Origin of the sequence: uncultured Wocania sp., from assembly GCF_964021735.1 — a bacterium.
Lineage (GTDB): Bacteria > Bacteroidota > Bacteroidia > Flavobacteriales > Flavobacteriaceae > Wocania_A.
The window spans coordinates 1-18,765 of sequence record NZ_CAXIBN010000051.1 but is presented as its reverse complement, the minus strand read 5'-3'; the positions used below and the strand labels follow the sequence as shown (position 1 = coordinate 18,765).

The 18,765-nt window shown below is 32.3% G+C and carries 15 protein-coding genes and 1 tRNA gene; 5 read left to right on the top strand and 11 right to left on the bottom strand.

Annotation, left to right across the window (positions count from 1 at the left end):
- Positions 1–50: 50 nt before the first annotated feature.
- From ilvA to ilvD, 5 genes are all read right to left on the bottom strand, one after another.
- Positions 51–1,316 carry a threonine ammonia-lyase IlvA gene (gene ilvA, locus AADI82_RS06350; protein WP_341215610.1) on the bottom strand — a complete coding sequence of 422 codons (1,266 nt, stop codon included), beginning with the start codon at positions 1,314–1,316 and terminating at the stop codon, positions 51–53.
- A gap of 82 nt (positions 1,317–1,398) precedes the next feature.
- Complete coding sequence (gene ilvC, locus AADI82_RS06345; RefSeq protein WP_341215609.1) at positions 1,399–2,874, bottom strand: ketol-acid reductoisomerase; 1,476 nt, start codon at positions 2,872–2,874, stop codon at positions 1,399–1,401.
- Positions 2,875–2,891: 17 nt separating this feature from the next.
- The gene (ilvN, locus tag AADI82_RS06340) at positions 2,892–3,425 is read right to left on the bottom strand and encodes an acetolactate synthase small subunit (RefSeq protein WP_341215608.1); all 534 of its coding nucleotides are present in this window, start codon (positions 3,423–3,425) and stop codon (positions 2,892–2,894) included.
- 12 nt (positions 3,426–3,437) lie between these two features.
- Positions 3,438–5,171, bottom strand: a complete 1,734-nt coding sequence (gene ilvB / locus AADI82_RS06335) for a biosynthetic-type acetolactate synthase large subunit (RefSeq protein ID WP_341215607.1) — start codon at positions 5,169–5,171, stop codon at positions 3,438–3,440.
- 9 nt (positions 5,172–5,180) lie between these two features.
- Entirely contained in the window at positions 5,181–6,866 is a 1,686-nt protein-coding gene (ilvD, locus tag AADI82_RS06330; protein WP_341215606.1) for a dihydroxy-acid dehydratase, read from the bottom strand.
- 603 nt (positions 6,867–7,469) lie between these two features.
- On the opposite strand from ilvD, the gene metK reads away from it, so the two are divergent.
- Complete coding sequence (gene metK / locus AADI82_RS06325) at positions 7,470–8,723, top strand: methionine adenosyltransferase (RefSeq protein ID WP_341215605.1); 1,254 nt, start codon at positions 7,470–7,472, stop codon at positions 8,721–8,723.
- Between the two features lie 255 nt (positions 8,724–8,978).
- On the opposite strand, the gene AADI82_RS06320 is transcribed toward metK, so the two are convergent.
- The 5 genes from AADI82_RS06320 to AADI82_RS06300 form a co-directional block, all read right to left on the bottom strand.
- Positions 8,979–9,060, bottom strand: a tRNA-Tyr gene (locus tag AADI82_RS06320).
- A 95-nt stretch (positions 9,061–9,155) separates the two neighbouring features.
- A complete protein-coding gene (locus AADI82_RS06315) occupies positions 9,156–11,894 on the bottom strand; it encodes a TonB-dependent receptor (protein ID WP_341215604.1) in 2,739 nt (912 codons plus the stop codon).
- A gap of 44 nt (positions 11,895–11,938) precedes the next feature.
- Positions 11,939–12,790 (bottom strand): GLPGLI family protein, encoded by an 852-nt coding sequence (locus tag AADI82_RS06310; RefSeq protein WP_341215603.1) that lies wholly within the window; start codon positions 12,788–12,790, stop codon positions 11,939–11,941.
- Positions 12,791–12,936: 146 nt separating this feature from the next.
- On the bottom strand, positions 12,937–13,749 hold the full coding sequence (locus tag AADI82_RS06305) for a GLPGLI family protein (protein WP_341215602.1): 813 nt from the start codon (positions 13,747–13,749) through the stop codon (positions 12,937–12,939).
- Between the two features lie 124 nt (positions 13,750–13,873).
- On the bottom strand, positions 13,874–14,695 hold the full coding sequence (locus AADI82_RS06300; RefSeq protein WP_341215601.1) for a GLPGLI family protein: 822 nt from the start codon (positions 14,693–14,695) through the stop codon (positions 13,874–13,876).
- 149 nt (positions 14,696–14,844) lie between these two features.
- On the opposite strand from AADI82_RS06300, the gene AADI82_RS06295 reads away from it, so the two are divergent.
- The 4 genes from AADI82_RS06295 (at position 14,845) to AADI82_RS06280 (ending at position 18,517) form a co-directional block, all read left to right on the top strand.
- Entirely contained in the window at positions 14,845–16,311 is a 1,467-nt protein-coding gene (locus AADI82_RS06295) for a HAMP domain-containing sensor histidine kinase (RefSeq protein WP_341215600.1), read from the top strand.
- Positions 16,304–16,987 carry a response regulator transcription factor gene (locus AADI82_RS06290; RefSeq protein WP_341215599.1) on the top strand — a complete coding sequence of 228 codons (684 nt, stop codon included), beginning with the start codon at positions 16,304–16,306 and terminating at the stop codon, positions 16,985–16,987. The genes AADI82_RS06295 and AADI82_RS06290 overlap by 8 nt, the downstream gene beginning before the upstream one ends.
- A 115-nt stretch (positions 16,988–17,102) precedes the next feature.
- Positions 17,103–17,897, top strand: a complete 795-nt coding sequence (locus tag AADI82_RS06285; RefSeq protein ID WP_341215598.1) for a hypothetical protein — start codon at positions 17,103–17,105, stop codon at positions 17,895–17,897.
- Between the two features lie 5 nt (positions 17,898–17,902).
- Positions 17,903–18,517: a deoxynucleoside kinase gene (locus AADI82_RS06280; RefSeq protein ID WP_034043161.1), complete on the top strand. Its 615-nt coding sequence runs from the start codon at positions 17,903–17,905 to the stop codon at positions 18,515–18,517.
- Here AADI82_RS06280 and AADI82_RS06275 read toward each other — a convergent pair.
- The coding region (locus tag AADI82_RS06275; RefSeq protein WP_341215597.1) for an App1 family protein at positions 18,514–18,765 on the bottom strand (252 nt) is incomplete at its 5' end. The two genes, AADI82_RS06280 and AADI82_RS06275, sit on opposite strands and share 4 nt — an antisense overlap.

Genomic DNA, 18,765 nt, shown 5'->3' with positions numbered 1-18,765 from the left:
AGTTTTGCACATGATGTTGGAGGGCTTTATTAAAACAAATATCACCACATCTATACTAAGAATTGAAACAAATCGGGTTTGTTGTTCAAGTAGTCACCATAAAAATTATGTTGCTTCATCTTGGTAATTAGTGGTTCTAAATTTGATGAAGCTTTTAATTGAATACCAACTACAGCAGACCCATTTTCACGATTTGTTTTTTTAGCATATTGAAAATAAGTAATATCATCATTCTCTCCTAAAATATCAACAACAAACTCCTTTAAAGCACCAGCGCGCTGCGGAAACTTAATAATAAAATAGTGCTTTAAATTAGCATATAACAAGGCTCGTTCTTTAATTTCAGATGTTCTAGTTATATCATTATTGCTACCACTAACAACACAAACTACATGTTTGTCTTTTATTTCATTGGCATAAAAATCTAAAGCCGAAATACTTAACGCCCCTGCTGGTTCTACTACAATAGCATCTCTATTGTATAGATCTAAAATGGTTTGACAAACTTTGCCTTCTGGAACAGTAATCATTGCATCAAGATTTTGCTTGCATATAGGAAAGGTTAAATCGCCAACACGCTTTACTGCTGCACCATCAACAAATTTTTCAATGTTTTCTAATGTGGTATTTTTATTATTTTTTATTGAAACCGACATCGATGGTGCGCCTTCTGGCTCAACACCAATAATTTTTGTGTTTGGAGATAATGTTTTAAAAACAGTTGATAGACCTGCTGCTAAACCACCTCCACCAACGGCTATAAAAACATAATCTATAGGTTTAGTCGTTTGTTCTAAAATTTCTAAAGCAATGGTAGATTGTCCTTCAATAACTTTTTTGTCATTAAAAGGATGAATAAAAGTCTTGTTTAATAGTTTGCATTCGGTTATTGCTAAATGATAAGCATCATCAAAAGTATCGCCTTTTAATACGATAGAAACGTACTCGCCTCCAAACATTTTAACCTGTTCAACTTTTTGATTAGGTGTTGGTGCAGGCATAAAAATAGTGCCATTAATTTTTAATAGTTTACATGATAGTGCTACGCCTTGGGCATGATTTCCTGCACTAGCACAAACCACACCGTTTTTGGATTCTTCTTTTGATAAAGTGCTTATTTTATTATAAGCACCTCTAATTTTATACGATCTAACTTGTTGTAAATCTTCTCGTTTAAAAAACACATGAGCCTGATGCGTGTTTGAATATCTAACACTAGGATATAAAGGCGTAACTGCCGATACATTTTTAATGGTATCGGCAGCTAGCTTTATATCATTAAGATTAGGAAAATATGTGGTTTTCTCCTTATTCATTAATTGTATTTTAAAAAATATCTGTAAGGTTATATACTGAAATAAGTTCAGCACAGAAATCCTTGTGGGATAAAATTTTATATTAAACTATGGGCTTCATAGCCGTCATTGACGCTCTTAAAAATGCCCCAACTTTTTCAACTGGGTGATTTCTTAAAGCTGCATTAACTTCAATTAATCTTGCATTATCAACACCGTCACCATTATCAGCAGCATAGGTTTTACCAATAACATCAGTATCTACGGTTTTCATAAAATCTGCCAATAAAGGCTTACATGCATGATCGAACAAATAACATCCGTACTCTGCTGTATCAGAGATTACACTGTTCATTTCGTATAATTTTTTTCTTGCAATAGTGTTTGCAATAAGTGGTGTTTCGTGCAGCGACTCGTAGTAAGCAGAGGCATCAATAATTCCAGACTCTGTCATGGCCTCAAAAGCCAATTCAACTCCGGCTCTAACCATAGCGACCATTAATACACCATTATCATAATATTCTTGCTCAGAAATCTCAACATCTCCTGCTGGTGTTTTTTCAAAAGCCGTTTCAGCAGTTGCTGCTCTCCAACCTAATAAATCTTTATCGTCATTAGCCCAATCTTCCATCATCCCTTTAGAGAAATGGCCTTCAATAATATCGTCCATATGTTTTTGAAATAACGGGCGCATAATATCTTTTAATTCTTCCGATAATTCAAAAGCTTTAATTTTTGCTGTATTAGAAAGACGATCCATCATGTTAGTGATTCCGCCGTATTTAAGACCTTCTGTAATAGTCTCCCAACCGTATTGAATTAATTTTGAAGCATATCCTGCATCGATTCCTTCTTCTACCATTTTATCAAAACATAAAATAGAACCTGTTTGTAACAACCCACAAAGAATGGTTTGCTCTCCCATTAAATCAGATTTTACTTCTGCGACAAAAGATGATGCTAAAACACCTGCTCTATCTCCACCAGTTGCTACTGCATAGGCTTTAGCTTGCGCCCAGCCTTTTCCTTCTGGATTATTTTCTTCATGCACCGCAATTAAAGTTGGCACACCAAAACCTCTTTTGTATTCTTCTCTTACTTCAGTTCCAGGACACTTTGGTGCCACCATAATAACCGTTAGGTCTTTACGAATTTGCATGCCTTCTTCAACAATATTAAAACCGTGAGAATATGATAGTGTAGCACCTTGTTTCATTAATGGCATTACGGCATTTACAACATTGGTATGTTGCTTATCTGGTGTTAAATTTAACACCAAATCTGCTGTTGGAATTAACTCTTTGTATGTACCTACTGTAAAACCGTTTTCAGATGCATTAACATAAGATGCCCGTTTTTCAGTAATAGCAGCATCTCGTAATGCGTAAGATATGTCTAAACCAGAATCTCTCATGTTTAAACCTTGATTTAATCCTTGAGCACCACAGCCTACAATCACTATTTTTTTACCTTTTAAAGCATTTACACCATCTTCAAATTCTGAAGAATCCATGAATCTACACTTTGCTAATTGGTTTAATTTGTCTCTTAATGAAAGGGTGTTAAAATAATTTCCCATTTTAATTTAATTGTTAATTATTGGTTATTGAATGCCTGAAGCATTTCGGTTATTTTCATTTCTTCTTTTGTAACAGCAATACGTCCAGAACGCACAAATTGCATAATGCCAAACGCATTTAATTCGCGTCGTAATAATTCTATTTCTTGTCGTCTGCCTGATTTTTCAAGAACAAAAAAATCTTTATTTACCGTTACAATTCTTGCGTTACTCTCTTTGATTATATTTTGAATTTGAGGCTCATCAAAAAGTAGATCTGACTTTATTTTAAACATACCAGATTCTTGATAAATAGTTTCTTCTTCAGTATGATAATAAGCGCGAATCACTTCAATTTGTTTTTCAAATTGTCCGATTATTTTTTTTGCTTGAGATTCTGTAATATCTACTACTATTACAAATCTGTTTACGCCTTCAATTTCTGATTGTGATGTTGTTAAGCTTTCAATATTGATATGTCTTCTTTGAAAGATAGCAGATATACGATTTAGTAAACCGATATTATTTTCAGTATAAATTGAAATGGTTAATGTTTTTATGTCTTCGTTCATTTTTTGTAAAATTTAGCTTAGGCGGATGTCTGAAACTGATGCTCCCGAAGGAATCATAGGGAATACGTTGTCTTCTTTTTCTACACAAACTTCTAAGAAATAAGATTCTTTTGAGGCTATCATTTCTTTTACAGCTTCGGCTAATTCTTCACGTTTTGTTACTTTTCTAGCTTTTATATAATAACCTTCTGCTATAGCTACAAAATTCGGATTTGTCATTTCGGTAGATGCGTAACGTTTATCAAAAAATAATTGTTGCCACTGGCGTACCATCCCTAAGAATTCATTGTTTAATACTACAATTTTAACCGCAGCTTTTTGCTGAAAAATTGTACCTAATTCTTGAATATTCATTTGATAGCCACCATCTCCAATAATGGCAACAACTTCGCGTTCTGGTGCTGCCATTTTAGCTCCAATTGCTGCTGGTAATGCAAATCCCATGGTGCCTAAACCACCAGATGTAATGTTGCTTTTTGATTTGTTAAACTCTGAATAACGACAAGCAATCATTTGGTGTTGACCTACATCTGAAACGATGGCTGCGTTACCTTTGCTTTGAATATTTATTTCTTTTAAAACTTCACCCATAGTTAAGCCTTCTTTGCTTGGGTGAAGATCATTTTTTATTACAGTATCGTATTCAATGGCGTACAAATCTTTGAATTCTTGATGCCATGATTCATGAGAATTTTCATTTAACAGTGGTAGCAATTGCGTTAAGCTATCTTTAGAATCGCCTAAAACAGCCACATCTGCATGTACGTTTTTATTAATCTCAGCTGGGTCAATATCAAAATGAATAACTTTTGCTTGTTTTGCGTAGGTGTCTAAACTTCCGGTAACACGGTCGTCAAAACGCATTCCTATTGCAATTAATACGTCACATTCATTAGTTAATTTATTTGGTGCATAATTACCGTGCATACCTACCATACCAATATTTAATGGATGAGATGTTGGTAATGCTGAAGCGCCCATGATAGTCCATGCTGCTGGGATTCCTGCCTTTTCAACGATTGCTTTTAGTTGTTCTTCTGCTTTTCCTAAAATAATACCTTGTCCCCAAACAATCATTGGTTTTTTAGCGGTATTAATTAGTTCTGCGGCAGCTTTTACAGACTCTAAATTGGTTTTTGGAACAGGAATATAGCTACGTACACCTGTACACTTTTCATATTTAAAATCAAGTTCTCCAAACTGGGCATCTTTTGTAATATCAATTAATACTGGGCCAGGTCTACCGCTTTTAGCTATATAAAATGCTTTAGCCAAAACTTCAGGAATTTCTGAGGCTTTGGTTACTTGACAATTCCATTTAGTGACAGGTGTAGAAATACCTACGATATCGGTTTCTTGAAAAGCATCGCTACCTAATAAATGAGATGGAACTTGACCTGTTATACATACTAAAGGCGTAGAGTCTATTTGTGCATCTGCAATACCTGTAATTAAGTTTGTTGCTCCTGGACCTGAAGTTGCCATAGCAACACCAACACGTCCAGAAATTCTAGCAAATCCCTGTGCTGCATGTGCAGCACCTTGTTCGTGGCGTGTTAATACATGATGAATTTCATTTCTATATTTATATAACTCATCATAAACTGGCATAATAGCACCACCTGGATATCCGTAAAGAATATCAACACCTTCGGCTATTAAACATCTAACTATGGCCTCACAACCTGTTATACGTTCGGTTGGTTGTTCTAAGTACTTTGCTTTTGTCATGGTTTCTGGTTCCATAATTTCCAATTAAAACGCATCAGTTACACAGCCATTAGATGCCGATGCTACTGTTTTAGCGTATTTATATAATATTCCTTTTTTATGTTTTAATTCTGGTGCTACCCATTGCGATTTTCTTTCAGTTATTTCTTCATCTGAAAGTAATACATTAATGGAGTTATCTTCTGCGCTAATTCTTATTGTATCACCTGTTTTTAATAATCCTATGGTTCCGCCTTCTTGTGCTTCTGGTGTAATGTGTCCTACAACAAATCCGTGTGTTCCTCCAGAAAAACGACCATCTGTAATTAAAGCTACAGATTTACCCAAACCTGCTCCCATTATTAAAGATGTTGGTTTTAACATTTCTGGCATACCTGGACCACCTTTTGGACCTACATATCGAATAACAACAACATCACCTCTTTCTACTTCTCCATTAGAAATTCCTGTATTCGCAGCTTGTTCGCCATCATACACCACAGCTTTTCCTTCAAAAAGTAATCCTTCATTTCCACTAATTTTTGCTACTGCGCCTTCTTGTGCTAGGTTTCCATAAAGAATTTGTAAGTTTCCTGAAGATTTTAAAGCTTTATCTTTTGGATAAATAACATCTTGGTCGTTTTCAAAAGTAAGTGGTTCAACATCTGCTAAGTTTTCTGCTAATGTTTTTCCTGTAACGGTTAAACAATCACCATGTAAATAGCCATTATCTAATAAATATTTCATTACTGCTGGTGTGCCTCCAACTCCGTGAACATCTTCCATTAAGTATTTTCCAGATGGTTTTAAATCTGCAATTAATGGTGTTCTATCACTAACACGTTGGAAATCTTCTAAAGTAAAATCGATATCTGCAGCATGCGCAATGGCTAAAAAATGTAATACTGCATTTGTAGATCCTCCTAAGGCATTTACTAATGCAATAGCATTTTCAATAGATTTTTTAGAAATAATATCTAATGGTTTTAAATCTAATTCTAACAAATTTTTAATAGCTCTTGCAGTTCTTTCGCTTTCTGATAATTTATTTGGATTTTCTGCTGGAATAGAAGAGTTATAAGGCAAAGAAAAGCCCATGCATTCTATAGCCGATGCCATGGTATTTGCCGTGTACATGCCCCCACAAGCTCCAGCTCCTGGAATAGCTCTTTTTATAATGTCTCTATATTCGTCTTCATCGATTTCACCAGCTACTTTTTGACCTAAAGCTTCAAAGGCAGATACAATATTTAGCTTTCTTCCTTTATAGTTGCCAGATGCAATGGTTCCGCCATACATCATTATTGATGGACGATTTAATCGCAACATAGCAATAACAGCACCAGGCATATTTTTGTCACAACCCACTACAGAAACAAGAGCATCGTAACTTTGAGCATTCATAACTGTTTCTATGGAATCTGCTATAATATCTCTTGATACTAAAGAATAATTCATCCCCGAAGTTCCCATTGATATACCATCGCTAACACCAATAGTATTAAACCCTAAGCCAACTAAACCTGCTATATTACATTCAATTTTTACTTCCGCAGCCAAATTGTTTAAGTGCATATTACAAGGGTTTCCGTCATACCCTGTACTTGCAATACCTATTTGTGCTTTGTGCATATCTTCATCAGATAAACCAACTGCATACAACATGGCTTGTGATGCTGGTTGAGATTCATCTTGGGTTAATCGCCTACTATGTTTATTAAGTTTGTTCATGTTTTTTGCAAAATTTTTTGCTAAATCTGTGTATTGATAAATATCTTCTTGTTATTTAAGATTTTGTTTAAAAAATCAACAATATTCCTAAAATGGTTACGAAATTAAATTTTTAGTTTTTTAAATCTGTTTTTTGCTGTTTTTCATGGTTAAATTCATTGTGATTGAAATTGTATTAAAATACTGATTATTAGTTAATTATATGATGTTTTTTATGATGTTCAAAATCTTTAAAATCTTCAATAAAAAAAGCCTTCTGTTTAAGGAAGGCTTTTAAAATTTATTTAAGTTTTAATATACCATACCTCATCGCTGTGAAATAATCACAATGACAATAATAGAAATGATATTTAAAATTTGCTTTTTCATTTGTTGATTCAAATATTATAAATAATTTTTACATAACAATTCTTTTATTGAAAAAAAGAAAAATTAACACTCATATTCTTTTATTTTTTTACTTTTGCCAACACAAATAATAGAGGAAAGATTTGACTGATTGCAACCTCTTATATCAAATTAAATTATTGATATAAAAAAAATGCTAAAGGCAGTGCAAACTTCCTTCGACGCTATCGTCAAATCTTTAATAAAATTAAAAATATGGCTTATTTATTTACTTCAGAAAGTGTTTCTGAAGGACATCCTGATAAAGTAGCAGATCAAATTAGTGATGCTTTAATTGATAACTTTTTAGCATTTGATAGAGACTCCAAAGTTGCTTGCGAAACATTAGTAACTACTGGACAAGTTGTTTTAGCTGGCGAGGTTAAATCTACGACCTATTTAGATGTTCAAAAAATAGCAAGAGAAACCATTAATAAAATTGGATATACAAAAGGTGAATATATGTTTGATGGCAATTCTTGTGGAGTGCTTTCTGCAATTCATGAACAGTCTGATGATATTAATCGTGGTGTAGATAGATCTACTAAAGAAGAACAAGGTGCTGGCGATCAAGGAATGATGTTTGGTTATGCTACACGTGAAACCGAAAATTTTATGCCTTTGGCTTTAGATTTGTCACATAGAATTTTAAAAGAACTTGCTGAATTACGTAGAGAAAATAAGGATATTACCTATTTAAGACCAGACTCTAAAAGTCAAGTAACTATTGAGTATAGCGATGATAATGTTCCACAGCGTATTGATGCTATAGTAGTGTCTACACAGCATGACGATTTTGATGAAGATAAAGCTATGCTTGCAAAAATTAGAAAAGATATTGTTACCATTTTAATACCGCGAGTGGTTGCAAAATTACCAGAACAAATACAAGTGTTGTTTAATGATGCTATTACCTATCATATCAATCCAACTGGCAAGTTTGTAATTGGTGGTCCTCATGGAGATACAGGATTAACCGGCCGTAAAATTATAGTAGATACTTACGGAGGTAAAGGCGCTCATGGTGGCGGTGCGTTTTCTGGAAAAGACCCAAGTAAGGTTGATAGAAGCGCAGCCTATGCTACTCGACACATTGCTAAAAACTTAGTTGCTGCAGGAGTTGCCGATGAAATTTTGGTACAAGTAAGTTACGCTATTGGTGTTGTTGAGCCTATGGGTGTTTTTGTTGATACTTATGGCACTTGCCCTTTTAATATGACTGATGGTGAAATTGCAGAAAAAGTTTCTAAACTATTTGATTTACGCCCATTTGCTATTGAAGAACGCTTAAAACTACGTTCGCCAATGTATACCGAAACAGCTGCTTACGGACATATGGGACGCAAAAACGAAACGGTTACTAAAACCTTTACCCAGCCAAATGGAGAAACTACAACACTTGATGTGGAATTATTTACTTGGGAAAAATTAGATTATGTTGATAAAGTGAAAGATGCTTTTTGTTTGTAACATCAATACGTTTTTATAATATTAAGAGCCTTGTAATTTGTTTTACAAGGCTCTTTTTTTGTTTTTATAGAAATTTGACTTTGCCAGAAAAAAATGATAACTTCATTGAAACGGAACTTCGTCTTTGTATTAAACGAATCCTTTTTCAGTTTTCCGAGTTAGTGACTAAAGAGAAATCATTCTTTCAAGAAGCAAAAACATAAAAACCCATAAAACAAAAAGTTTGCATTAAAATGCAAACTTTTCAAATTAAAGTGGGGAGAGCAGGATTCGAACCTGCGAAGACGTAGTCAGCAGATTTACAGTCTGCCCTCGTTGGCCGCTTGAGTATCTCCCCAAAACCGACCGCAAATATATTATAGTTTGTTAATTATGCAAAATAAAAACTGAATAACTTATAACATTCAGTCTTGATAAAATTAACAAACTAAACTACAGCTCGTAACGAATTTTAAATGTAACAAAGCGAGGTTGTATAAAAGTCTCAGAATTAAATACAGCAAGGTTATTTGCGCTATTTTGTACTCGCGAATCAATGTCTAATAAATTAGTCGCTTTAATTTCATACTCCCATTTAGCATCTCTGTCTTTTCGATAAGCTAAAGAAGCATCCCATGTTTTGAATGATTGCGATGGCTCCATACCGCTATCTTGATTTGTATAGGTGTATTCTGTTTTAAATGTAACAGATTTCCAGATGTAAGCATCAAAATCTACAGATGGTGCATTGGTAATAAATTTGGTTGTGCTTGTACCTAAATTATTATTTGAAACACTATAACGATACCTAAACCTTACGTTTGGTGCATCTCTAAAATTAGTGCGTAATTCTGGTCTATAACTTTGGGTAAATCGCTCGCTTAAAGATTGCCTGCCTTGTACAAACTGATTAATTTTACTATAATTAAAATTAGCAGATAAACTCGCTCTTAATTTACCAAAGGTGCGTTGTATGCGTCCGTTTGCAGATACACTTTCATCAGCAAAATTAGAATTAAAAAATGTACTGGTTCTAATAACGTTTTCAAAATCTGTTAAACCTCTTATCTGATCAATGTTTTTAGAATAGGAAAGACGACCAAAAACATTGGTGTAGTTAAATAGATTAAAACTACTATAAAATAAACTTACATTGTGCGATAAGGCATTTAGCAAATCGGGTTCGCCAAACTGAATGCTATTGAAGTTATTAAATACCAAACCTTGTGCTAATCGTGTAACATCGGTAAATTGATTTTGCATAGTGTAGCGCAGCGTTAAACTTTCGCTTTTTTTAAATTGAATTCGGGTTTCTAAATCTGGTAACAATTTAAAAAAGTTGTTTTTAAATGTTTCTCCAAACTGACTGTTTTTATTGCCGTAAGCATGTGCAGAAAACCCAGGAGTTATTGTAAACTTACCCGTTTTTAAAGTGTAATGAACACCTAAATACACATCACTAAAATTATAATCGGTGTCATTTGTGGCTCGACCGTTATTAAATGTTGGTGTTGGGTTAAAAAAAGAGCCATCTTCTAAAAACTGAAAAATATTAGAGTTGAATTCTTGCTTACTTAAAATAGTGCCTAAAGTGAAGTTGATGTTACTTTTTGCATTAAGGATATTATAGTAATCTAGCTTAGCATCAAGTTGGTTGGATTTTATACGTCTGTATTGACCTAAATCGTAATTATTTATGGTGGTATTAAAACCCATAGCCTCAGCAGTGGTATCAAAGGCGTCTCTGTCATTTGGATCTGCTTCATTGTTATTATTTGGGTCATTTACTAACAACGCATTATAAAACGGATCTTCATTTTTTATTAAATGCTGCGCTTCAAAAGCAAAAATATTGGTTTCGTTAAGCGTGTAATAATAATTAAAGTTTTGATTTATGCTAAATGGTGTTACTTCATCCAACTGATTTGTATTTCCTACTACTGAAGATAATAGGTTTTGAGTTTGTACGTCTTTTGAAAAACGTCCTAAAATATCATAATCTAATTGATTGTTAAAGTTAGGTTTGTAAGATGCGCTTAATTTTACCAAACCTTGATTGGAGCGTTCTTTACTATTTTGTTCGGTGGCTTCGTCTGGTATTCCTAAATCGGCATCGGCATATTGCACAAAACTTGTTTCTTTAGACATAATACGACTGCTATTATAAATTGCAAACCCGCTTATGTCTAATGCTTTTTTTGGAGAATAGCTAAAATTAGATGCTGCTAATTTGTTCTCAATTTCAAGAGCATTGTTTTGGCTTGTTAAAAAGTTAAGTCCGTTATCGCCTAAATTAATGCTTGTGCCACTGCCTCTACTTGGTGCTCGAAAACCGCCACCAAATCCGCGAAGGTCGCGACGTGTTAATGCTAATTCTCCGGTATTGTTTAAATCTCCTATAAAATTAAGACTAAATTTTGGGCTGTAATAAAATAGTTTTGGCTGTACTAAATAAAGCTCATTACCTGGCGAAGCACCACTACCAGCTGTAACATTCCCAAACCAAAAATTTTCTTTTCCCTCCTTAAGTTTGATGTTTATAGCGACATTATCTTGATTGTTTGTGACGTTCCTTAACTGATTAACCTCAGAATAATTTCGTAAAACTTGCACTTTATCAACCGCATTTGAAGGAATGTTTTTTGTTGCCAATTTGGTGTCGCCATCAAAAAAATCTTTTCCGTTAACCATGAGTTTATTAACCACTTTACCTTCTACTTCTACTTGCCCATCATCATTAATTTCTACACCTGGTAATTTTTCTAAAACATCTTCAAGCTTTCGTTCTGTACCATTTTTAAATGAATCGGCATTATAAATCAATGTATCGCCTTTTACTGTTACGGGCATTTCGTAAGTAAGTTCAATAGCGTCTAAAGCATTATCTGTTAGCATTGAAACATTTTTAATTATATCTATTTCTTTGGTAGAAATAGCTTCTTTAAAAGTCTTCATGCCTATATAGCTTACTTGCAAACTATAAGTGGTGTTTTTCTCTAAATTTAATTTATAGCGCCCTTCATCATTAGTAATTCCGTATGATTCTAATGCTTGAGTTTCTTTATTTATGGCAATAACATTTGCCAATTCAAGCGGATTGCCAATACTGTCTTTTACGACACCTTGTAGTTTTATTTGAGCAAAAACTGTACTTGTTATTAATATAAGTAGTGTGGTTATTTTTAATTTCATTAAATACTTTTTTGGCTTATTAATTTATCTTTTTTACTGTTTCTCTACCGCCGTCTTCTTCTAAAGTTTTCGCGCATTTCTTCCATTTTCTTTTCTAAAATTTCATTATACTCCATTTGGGTTACTTCTTTTCCTTTTGAAGGTTTTTTAATTTCTTCCTTTTCCTCTGGGTTCATAATAATTTTTGAGCATAAAATAGTGGTTTTTCCTGCGTTTACTTCTAGTATTAAGCCTGGAAGTCCCCAATATTTGCCAGGACCTTGGCTTATTGGAATTTGAAGAGTGTACCACGCTTCAACTTGAATTAATTTTTCTGAATCGATGGTTTTAGGTTCTTTAGTTTTAGTTGAGTCTTGCTCATTAGTTCTGTTTTCTGGAGGTCTTCTAAATCTTGTAAAATCAAAACCAGAATCAGCAATTCTTGCAGTAGCTTTAAAACACATATATTGCCCTATTTGCTTGGTTTCACTACCCATTTCCCAATTTATTTGAGATAAAGAATCTTTTATTAAAAATTGTTTTCCGAATAATTCTTGATCTTGTAAAAGCAACTTTTCTTTTATGTTTTTATATTGATTGCCACCTGTAAAGCTAGACATCATGCCTCTAAACCTTCCGCCTTGTCCTTGACCAGGAGTTTCTAATTTATCTTCTTCTTTATAAATAGATTCTGTTTTATTAAAAGTTAAAACATATGTTTTTTCAAACATACTTTTCATACGTTCTACAATTTGCTTTTTTTGTTCTTCACTCATTCCAGGTCGCCCAAAATTATCCATGTCGATAGATGTTTTCGACATGTAGTATGCCTTACCTTGAAAATTTTGAGCAGTAACTATTAGTGAAGCCAATAAGAATAGAAGAAAATAGGTGCGTTTTACAATGGTTGTTTTCATAATTTATATTTTAAAAAAGTATGCTATTATTAAACATAACAATAGCACTTTTTTTAGACTATAATGAAGGTACTTAGTTTAAGTTTGTTTCGTTAAAATAATGTTAAAACAATATTTAGTTTATACCTTTAAAACAGCTATAAAAACTATCTATTTCTTCTTTCCGTTCTATTATTTCTAAATTCCTCCATTTTTTTATAAATTATTTTTTGATATTCGTCTCTGGTTACTTCTTGCCCTTTTTCTGGAGCTTTTATTTTAGTTTTTTCTTTTGGATTTATTACTATTTTTGAACAAAGAATGGTAGTATTATCAACGTTAACTTCTAGGATTAACCCTGGAAGACCCCAATACTCACCCGGACCTTGATTAATTGGTATTTGAGGTGTGTACCAAGCTTCTATAGCAACCATTTCAACTTCTTCACTTTTTGAAGCATCATTGTTTCTTGCTTGGCTCCATGAAAACGAATACCATGAAAGTTGGGATTTTGCAATTGAAGCTGTTGCTTTAAAACACATATATTGACCAATTTGTTTAGATTCTGTTCCCATTTTCCAATTTAAAGGCTGCATGCGATCTTTAACCAAAAACTTTTTTCCATAAAACTCTTGATCTTGTAAAAAGGTATTGGTTTTTACATTTTTGTACTGTGTTCCAGGAGTGAAATTCTTTCCCCAAGAATCTGTAGCTCCAGAAATTGCATCTAATTTTTCATCTTCTTTATATACAGACTCTTCTTTATTAAAGATTAAAACATAGGTTTTTTCTAGCCTGTTTTTTAAACGTTCTGCGATTTGCTTTTTCTGCTGCTCACTCATTGTAGCCCCCCAACTACCAAGTTCCATTGGTGTTTTTGAAAAATAGTAGGCTTTGCCTTGAAAATCTTGAGCATGAATTGAAACCGTTGTTGATAAAATTATAAGTAAAACCGAAAATTTAGTAATAAAAGTTTTCATTGTATAAGTATATATAATTAAAATGTTTAACAAATATATGAAATAATTAAACAAAATAATTAATATAAATATTTGACTATACTATTATTACTTAAAGTTTAAACTGAGATTCACTAATTTTTAATTAACCGCCAACTCTAATCATAACCCTTTCACCATCGCCGCTACCTCTTCGAGCACGAAATTGCTCCATCATTTCTTTGGATTTTTTGTCCATTATCTCATCAAATTTTGCTTGTGTTACTGCTTTGCCTTTTGTAGGTTCTTCAATTTTTACAGACTCTTTTGGGTTAATAACAATTTTATTGCAAACCAATGTTAAATCACCATCGTTAACCTCTAATATCAATCCTGGCAGTCCATAAAAATCTGAAGGACCATTATTAACAGGGATTTGTGGCGTGTACCATACTGTTGTGGTTCGGTCTTTTGTTATTTCTTCGGTTTCGCCTTTATCATTAAAGGTTTGTGTAGTGTAATTGTCTTTAAAAACAGCTTTAAAACAAGTGTAATCGCCAATGTTTTTGGTTTCATTTACCAATTCCCATTTTCTGTTACTTAACGTATCTTTTATCAAAAAAAACTTCCCATAAGTTTCTGTTTTATTGGTGTATCTATTTTCTTTTACATTTTTATACATCACATCTGATCCTTCCGAAATTTTAATTTGAATTCCAGATTGAGCCAGCGAAGGTGCTTCTAACTTTTCATTTCGTTTATAAATCGATTCGTTTTTATTAAACGTTAGCGTATATTCTTGCTGAAACTGTTTTCGTAATTGTTCTTGAACTTGCTTCTGCATGGCATCGTTCATGTTTTCATTACCCATTTTCAAGTCCACTTTTCTGTGTGATTTATAAGTAGCTACACCCTGAAAATCTTGTGCATTTCCTTTTGCTACTACTAAAGTTAATGCTACAATAATGATTTTAATAATTGTTTTCATAATTATCCTTCTTTTTTAAAATTGATTACTGTTCGTTTTTTGATTAATGAATTACAAATATGAAAAGTAAAATGGCTTTAAATGGTTAACGAGTGTTAACGAGTGTTAACCCATTGGTTTTATATCGGTTTAACCTTTACTTTTGAAATATGAATGAGAAGAAATATAAATGGATTTTATATTTAATTGTAATCACTATAGTATTAACCATAGTTGTGCAATGCTATTGGAATTATAAAAATTATTTGCAGAATAAACAAAGCTTTATAAACCAAGTGCAGGTTAGTTTTGATAATGCTTTAGATACGTATTACGCAGACCTAGCTGAAGCAAACCAAATGACTTTTATTGATATTGAAAAGGATAGCATCAATTTTAAAAGTAAATTAAGTGACATAAACACAGATTCTATTTTTAGAAAAGTTCAAGAAAATTATAGAGGCGACATCCATAAAGAAATTACAGGCTTTACGCAAATTAAAGGTTCAGATAGTGGTTTTACATTTTCAAAAGGAGAAAATCATATCAAAAAAATAAAAGTTATTAGAGGCAAAAAAGCTTCAGATAGCTTAAAACTTATAAAAGGAATTACGTCTATTTTTATATCTATTAAAAATGATACTTTAGATTTTAAAAAACTAAATCCTATTATAAAAGATGAATTTAAAAGAAAACTATTAGATATTAATTTCGCGTTAAAACATTATAAAAACGATAGTGTTTTTAACACCTTTAATACCGCAATTGAAAGCTCTGATTTTTTAAGAACCACATCTAAATCTACCTTTTTAAAGCATAATGAGAGTTTAGAAATAGTCTATCCGAACGCCACAAAAATCATATTAAAAAGAAGCGCGCTTAGTATTTTAATATCCACAATTCTTGTTTTGTCCGTTATTGGTTGTTTGCTGTATCTTTTAAAAATTATTAAAAACCAAAAGCAACTAGCTGAAGTAAAAAACGATTTAATCAGCAATATTACCCACGAGTTCAAAACCCCAATTGCTACTATTGGCGTTGCTATTGAAAGCATTAAAAACTTTAATGTTATTGATGATAAAGAGAAAACAAAAACCTATTTGGACATGTCTAACAATCAATTGTCCAAACTTAATATAATGGTTGAAAAACTACTGGAAACCGCCACTTTAGATAGCGATAGTTTAAACCTTGAAAAAGATCAATATAATATCACCGATATTTTACAGACTATAGTTGAAAAACATAAAATTCAAACTGAAAAACCAATACATTTCAAAACAACTTCAGATAAAATAAATGCCAATGTTGACGCTTTTCACTTTGAAAATGCTGTAAATAATATTTTAGATAACGCCATAAAATATGGAGGAAATACTATTAATATTGATTTATCTCAAAACTCAACCGCCTTTACAATTTCTATTTCAGATAATGGAAATTTGTTGACAAAAGCTAATAAAGATAAGATTTTTGAGAAATTTTATCGTATTCCAAAAGGCAATACGCACGATATAAAAGGCTTTGGAATTGGGTTATATTATGCCAGAAAAATTGCAGAAAAACACGGAGGCATGATTCATTTAGATTTAGAAAACAACCAAACCACATTTAAAATATCTTTCCCAAATGAATAAGCCAATAACTGTACTTTTAGCAGAAGACGAGCCTGCATTGGGGCAAATAATTAAAGAAAGTTTAGAAACCCGAAACTTTAAAGTTTTGTTATGCGAGAATGGTGAGATTGCTTTAAAAACCTATCAAAAAGAGCAACCAGAAATTCTCGTTTTAGATGTGATGATGCCAAAAAAAGATGGGTTTACTTTAGCTAAAGAAATACGATTGGAAAACGACACTATTCCTATTATTTTTTTAACTGCAAAATCGCAAACTCAAGATGTAGTTGAAGGTTTTTCTATTGGTGGAAATGACTATTTAAAAAAGCCATTTAGTATGGAAGAATTGATTGTGCGTATCAACAATTTATTAAACAGAACCAAGCTTCAACAATCAGTAGAACTATTAAATATTGGAGATTATACTTTTAATTTCCCAAAACAAATGCTTCAATTTAGAAGTGAAGAATATACGCAATTAACACATCGAGAAGCGCACTTATTATTTCATTTGATAAAAAACAAAAATGCGGTTTTAGATAGGTCCTTAATACTCAGTAAACTTTGGGGAAATGATGATTTTTTCTCTGCAAGAAGTATGGATGTTTTTATAACCAAGCTTCGTAAAAAACTAAATCAAGATAAAAGCATCCAGATTTTAAACGTTCGCGGATTTGGATATAAACTAATTTGCTAAAAGTGATTTGATTTTTGTATTTTTCCGAATACTATGAAAGCCATGGGTATTTGGTATAAATGCAAACACTAACTTTACTATTAATCTGATAACTAGGGTTAGTTCGATTAAATTGATGAGATTAACGTCATTATTTTTCTTTTTTATTTCAATAGTCGTTTTTCCTCAAAAAACGATTAAGACTTCATTTGTTAAAAAAACTAAACTTAAAGCAGAATCGATTGTTTCGGTTACTAAATCCAGTAATTACACATCACTAAAATATATTGACAATCAAACCCTGTTTTTAAAGTTAAACGATTCTATTATTTATAATTATAGCAATGTTCAGTTAGGCGATATAACATCTTTTGATGCATTCAGTCCTTTAAAAATAAAGCTTTTTTACAGAGACTTTAATACCGTTGTAGTGCTAGATAACCGTTTAGCCGAAACTGATAAAGTTGATTTTAATGTTGTAAAACCATATAAAAATGTATCTCATGTTTCTACAGGTTTTGGAAACAAGCTTTGGGTTTTTAATCAAGACTCACAACAATTAGAGCTTTACAATTACAAAACAAATCAAGTATCTGCAAAATCACTTCCTATACAATCTAACCTTATTGATCTTAAAAGCAGTTATAGTAGTTGTTGGCTACTCACAGAAAGCTATTTGTATAAATACGACTCTTACGGAAGTCTTATTTATAAAATTAAAAATGAAAACTATACAACGATTGCTTTAGATTATCATGATAATATTTTACTAAAATCTGCTAATAACTTGTTCTATTTAACAGATTACAATCAAACTATTGCACCAATTGAAATACCAAAATTGTTAATAAAACAGTTTTTAGTAACCAGAGGAAGCTTGTATATTTACGACAATGAATTTCTTCATGAATACCAACTAATAAAAGATTAAAAATTATGCACGTTGCAATTGCAGGAAACATTGGCGCAGGAAAAACTACGCTTACAAAATTACTCGCAAAACATTATAAGTGGGAAGCACAACTTGAAGATGTTGTAGATAATCCGTATTTAGACGATTTTTACAATCAAATGGAGCGCTGGAGTTTTAACTTGCAAGTGTATTTTTTAAATAGCAGATTCCGTCAAGTGGCTCAAATTCGAGAAAGTGGTAAAGACATTATTCAAGACCGAACCATTTATGAAGATGCTCATATTTTCGCACCCAATTTGCATGCTATGGGTTTAATGACTAATCGTGATTTTGAAAATTACTCATCGCTTTTTAATCTTATGGAATCTTTTGTGCAAGGTCCAGATTTGCTTATTTATTTACGCAGCTCTATATCTAATTTAGTTGAACAAATCCATAAACGTGGTCGTGATTACGAAAACTCAATAAGTATAGATTATTTAAGTAGACTTAACGAACGCTATGAGGCTTGGATTTCTAAATACGACAAAGGCAATTTGCTAATTATAGATGTAGATAATTTAGATTTTGTATCAAACCCCGAAGATTTAGGTGGCATTATTAATAAAGTGGAAGCCGAAATTAATGGGCTTTTTTAATCCTTTATAAAACCATGTTTTCTTGCGTGTTCTATGGCTTGCTTACTACTTTCAATTAATAACGCTGGTGTTGTTTTGTAACTTTTATATAAGCCAGTAACTCTGAGCATTTTCTTTTTATGATTAACGCTTCTTAAATATATAGCCAAAATCCTATCTGGATAAGTTTCTGCAATTTCAAGGTAAATGTCTGGATCATGTTCACCACTATCTCCTATTAAAATAAACTTAAGATTAGGGTAAGTTTT

What these genes read in the sequence shown, in the direction of transcription:
- ilvN (WP_341215608.1), bottom strand. Translation starts at nt 3,425, where the DNA reads ATGAACGAAGACATAAAAACATTAACCATTTCAATTTATACTGAAAAT.
- AADI82_RS06315 (WP_341215604.1), bottom strand. Translation starts at nt 11,894, where the DNA reads ATGAAATTAAAAATAACCACACTACTTATATTAATAACAAGTACAGTT.
- ilvB (WP_341215607.1), bottom strand. Translation starts at nt 5,171, where the DNA reads ATGGAACCAGAAACCATGACAAAAGCAAAGTACTTAGAACAACCAACC.
- ilvD (WP_341215606.1), bottom strand. Translation starts at nt 6,866, where the DNA reads ATGAACAAACTTAATAAACATAGTAGGCGATTAACCCAAGATGAATCT.
- AADI82_RS06280 (WP_034043161.1), top strand. Translation starts at nt 17,903, where the DNA reads ATGCACGTTGCAATTGCAGGAAACATTGGCGCAGGAAAAACTACGCTT.
- AADI82_RS06305 (WP_341215602.1), bottom strand. Translation starts at nt 13,749, where the DNA reads ATGAAAACTTTTATTACTAAATTTTCGGTTTTACTTATAATTTTATCA.
- metK (WP_341215605.1), top strand. Translation starts at nt 7,470, where the DNA reads ATGGCTTATTTATTTACTTCAGAAAGTGTTTCTGAAGGACATCCTGAT.
- AADI82_RS06295 (WP_341215600.1), top strand. Translation starts at nt 14,845, where the DNA reads ATGAATGAGAAGAAATATAAATGGATTTTATATTTAATTGTAATCACT.
- AADI82_RS06310 (WP_341215603.1), bottom strand. Translation starts at nt 12,790, where the DNA reads ATGAAAACAACCATTGTAAAACGCACCTATTTTCTTCTATTCTTATTG.
- ilvC (WP_341215609.1), bottom strand. Translation starts at nt 2,874, where the DNA reads ATGGGAAATTATTTTAACACCCTTTCATTAAGAGACAAATTAAACCAA.
- AADI82_RS06300 (WP_341215601.1), bottom strand. Translation starts at nt 14,695, where the DNA reads ATGAAAACAATTATTAAAATCATTATTGTAGCATTAACTTTAGTAGTA.
- AADI82_RS06285 (WP_341215598.1), top strand. Translation starts at nt 17,103, where the DNA reads ATGAGATTAACGTCATTATTTTTCTTTTTTATTTCAATAGTCGTTTTT.
- ilvA (WP_341215610.1), bottom strand. Translation starts at nt 1,316, where the DNA reads ATGAATAAGGAGAAAACCACATATTTTCCTAATCTTAATGATATAAAG.
- AADI82_RS06290 (WP_341215599.1), top strand. Translation starts at nt 16,304, where the DNA reads ATGAATAAGCCAATAACTGTACTTTTAGCAGAAGACGAGCCTGCATTG.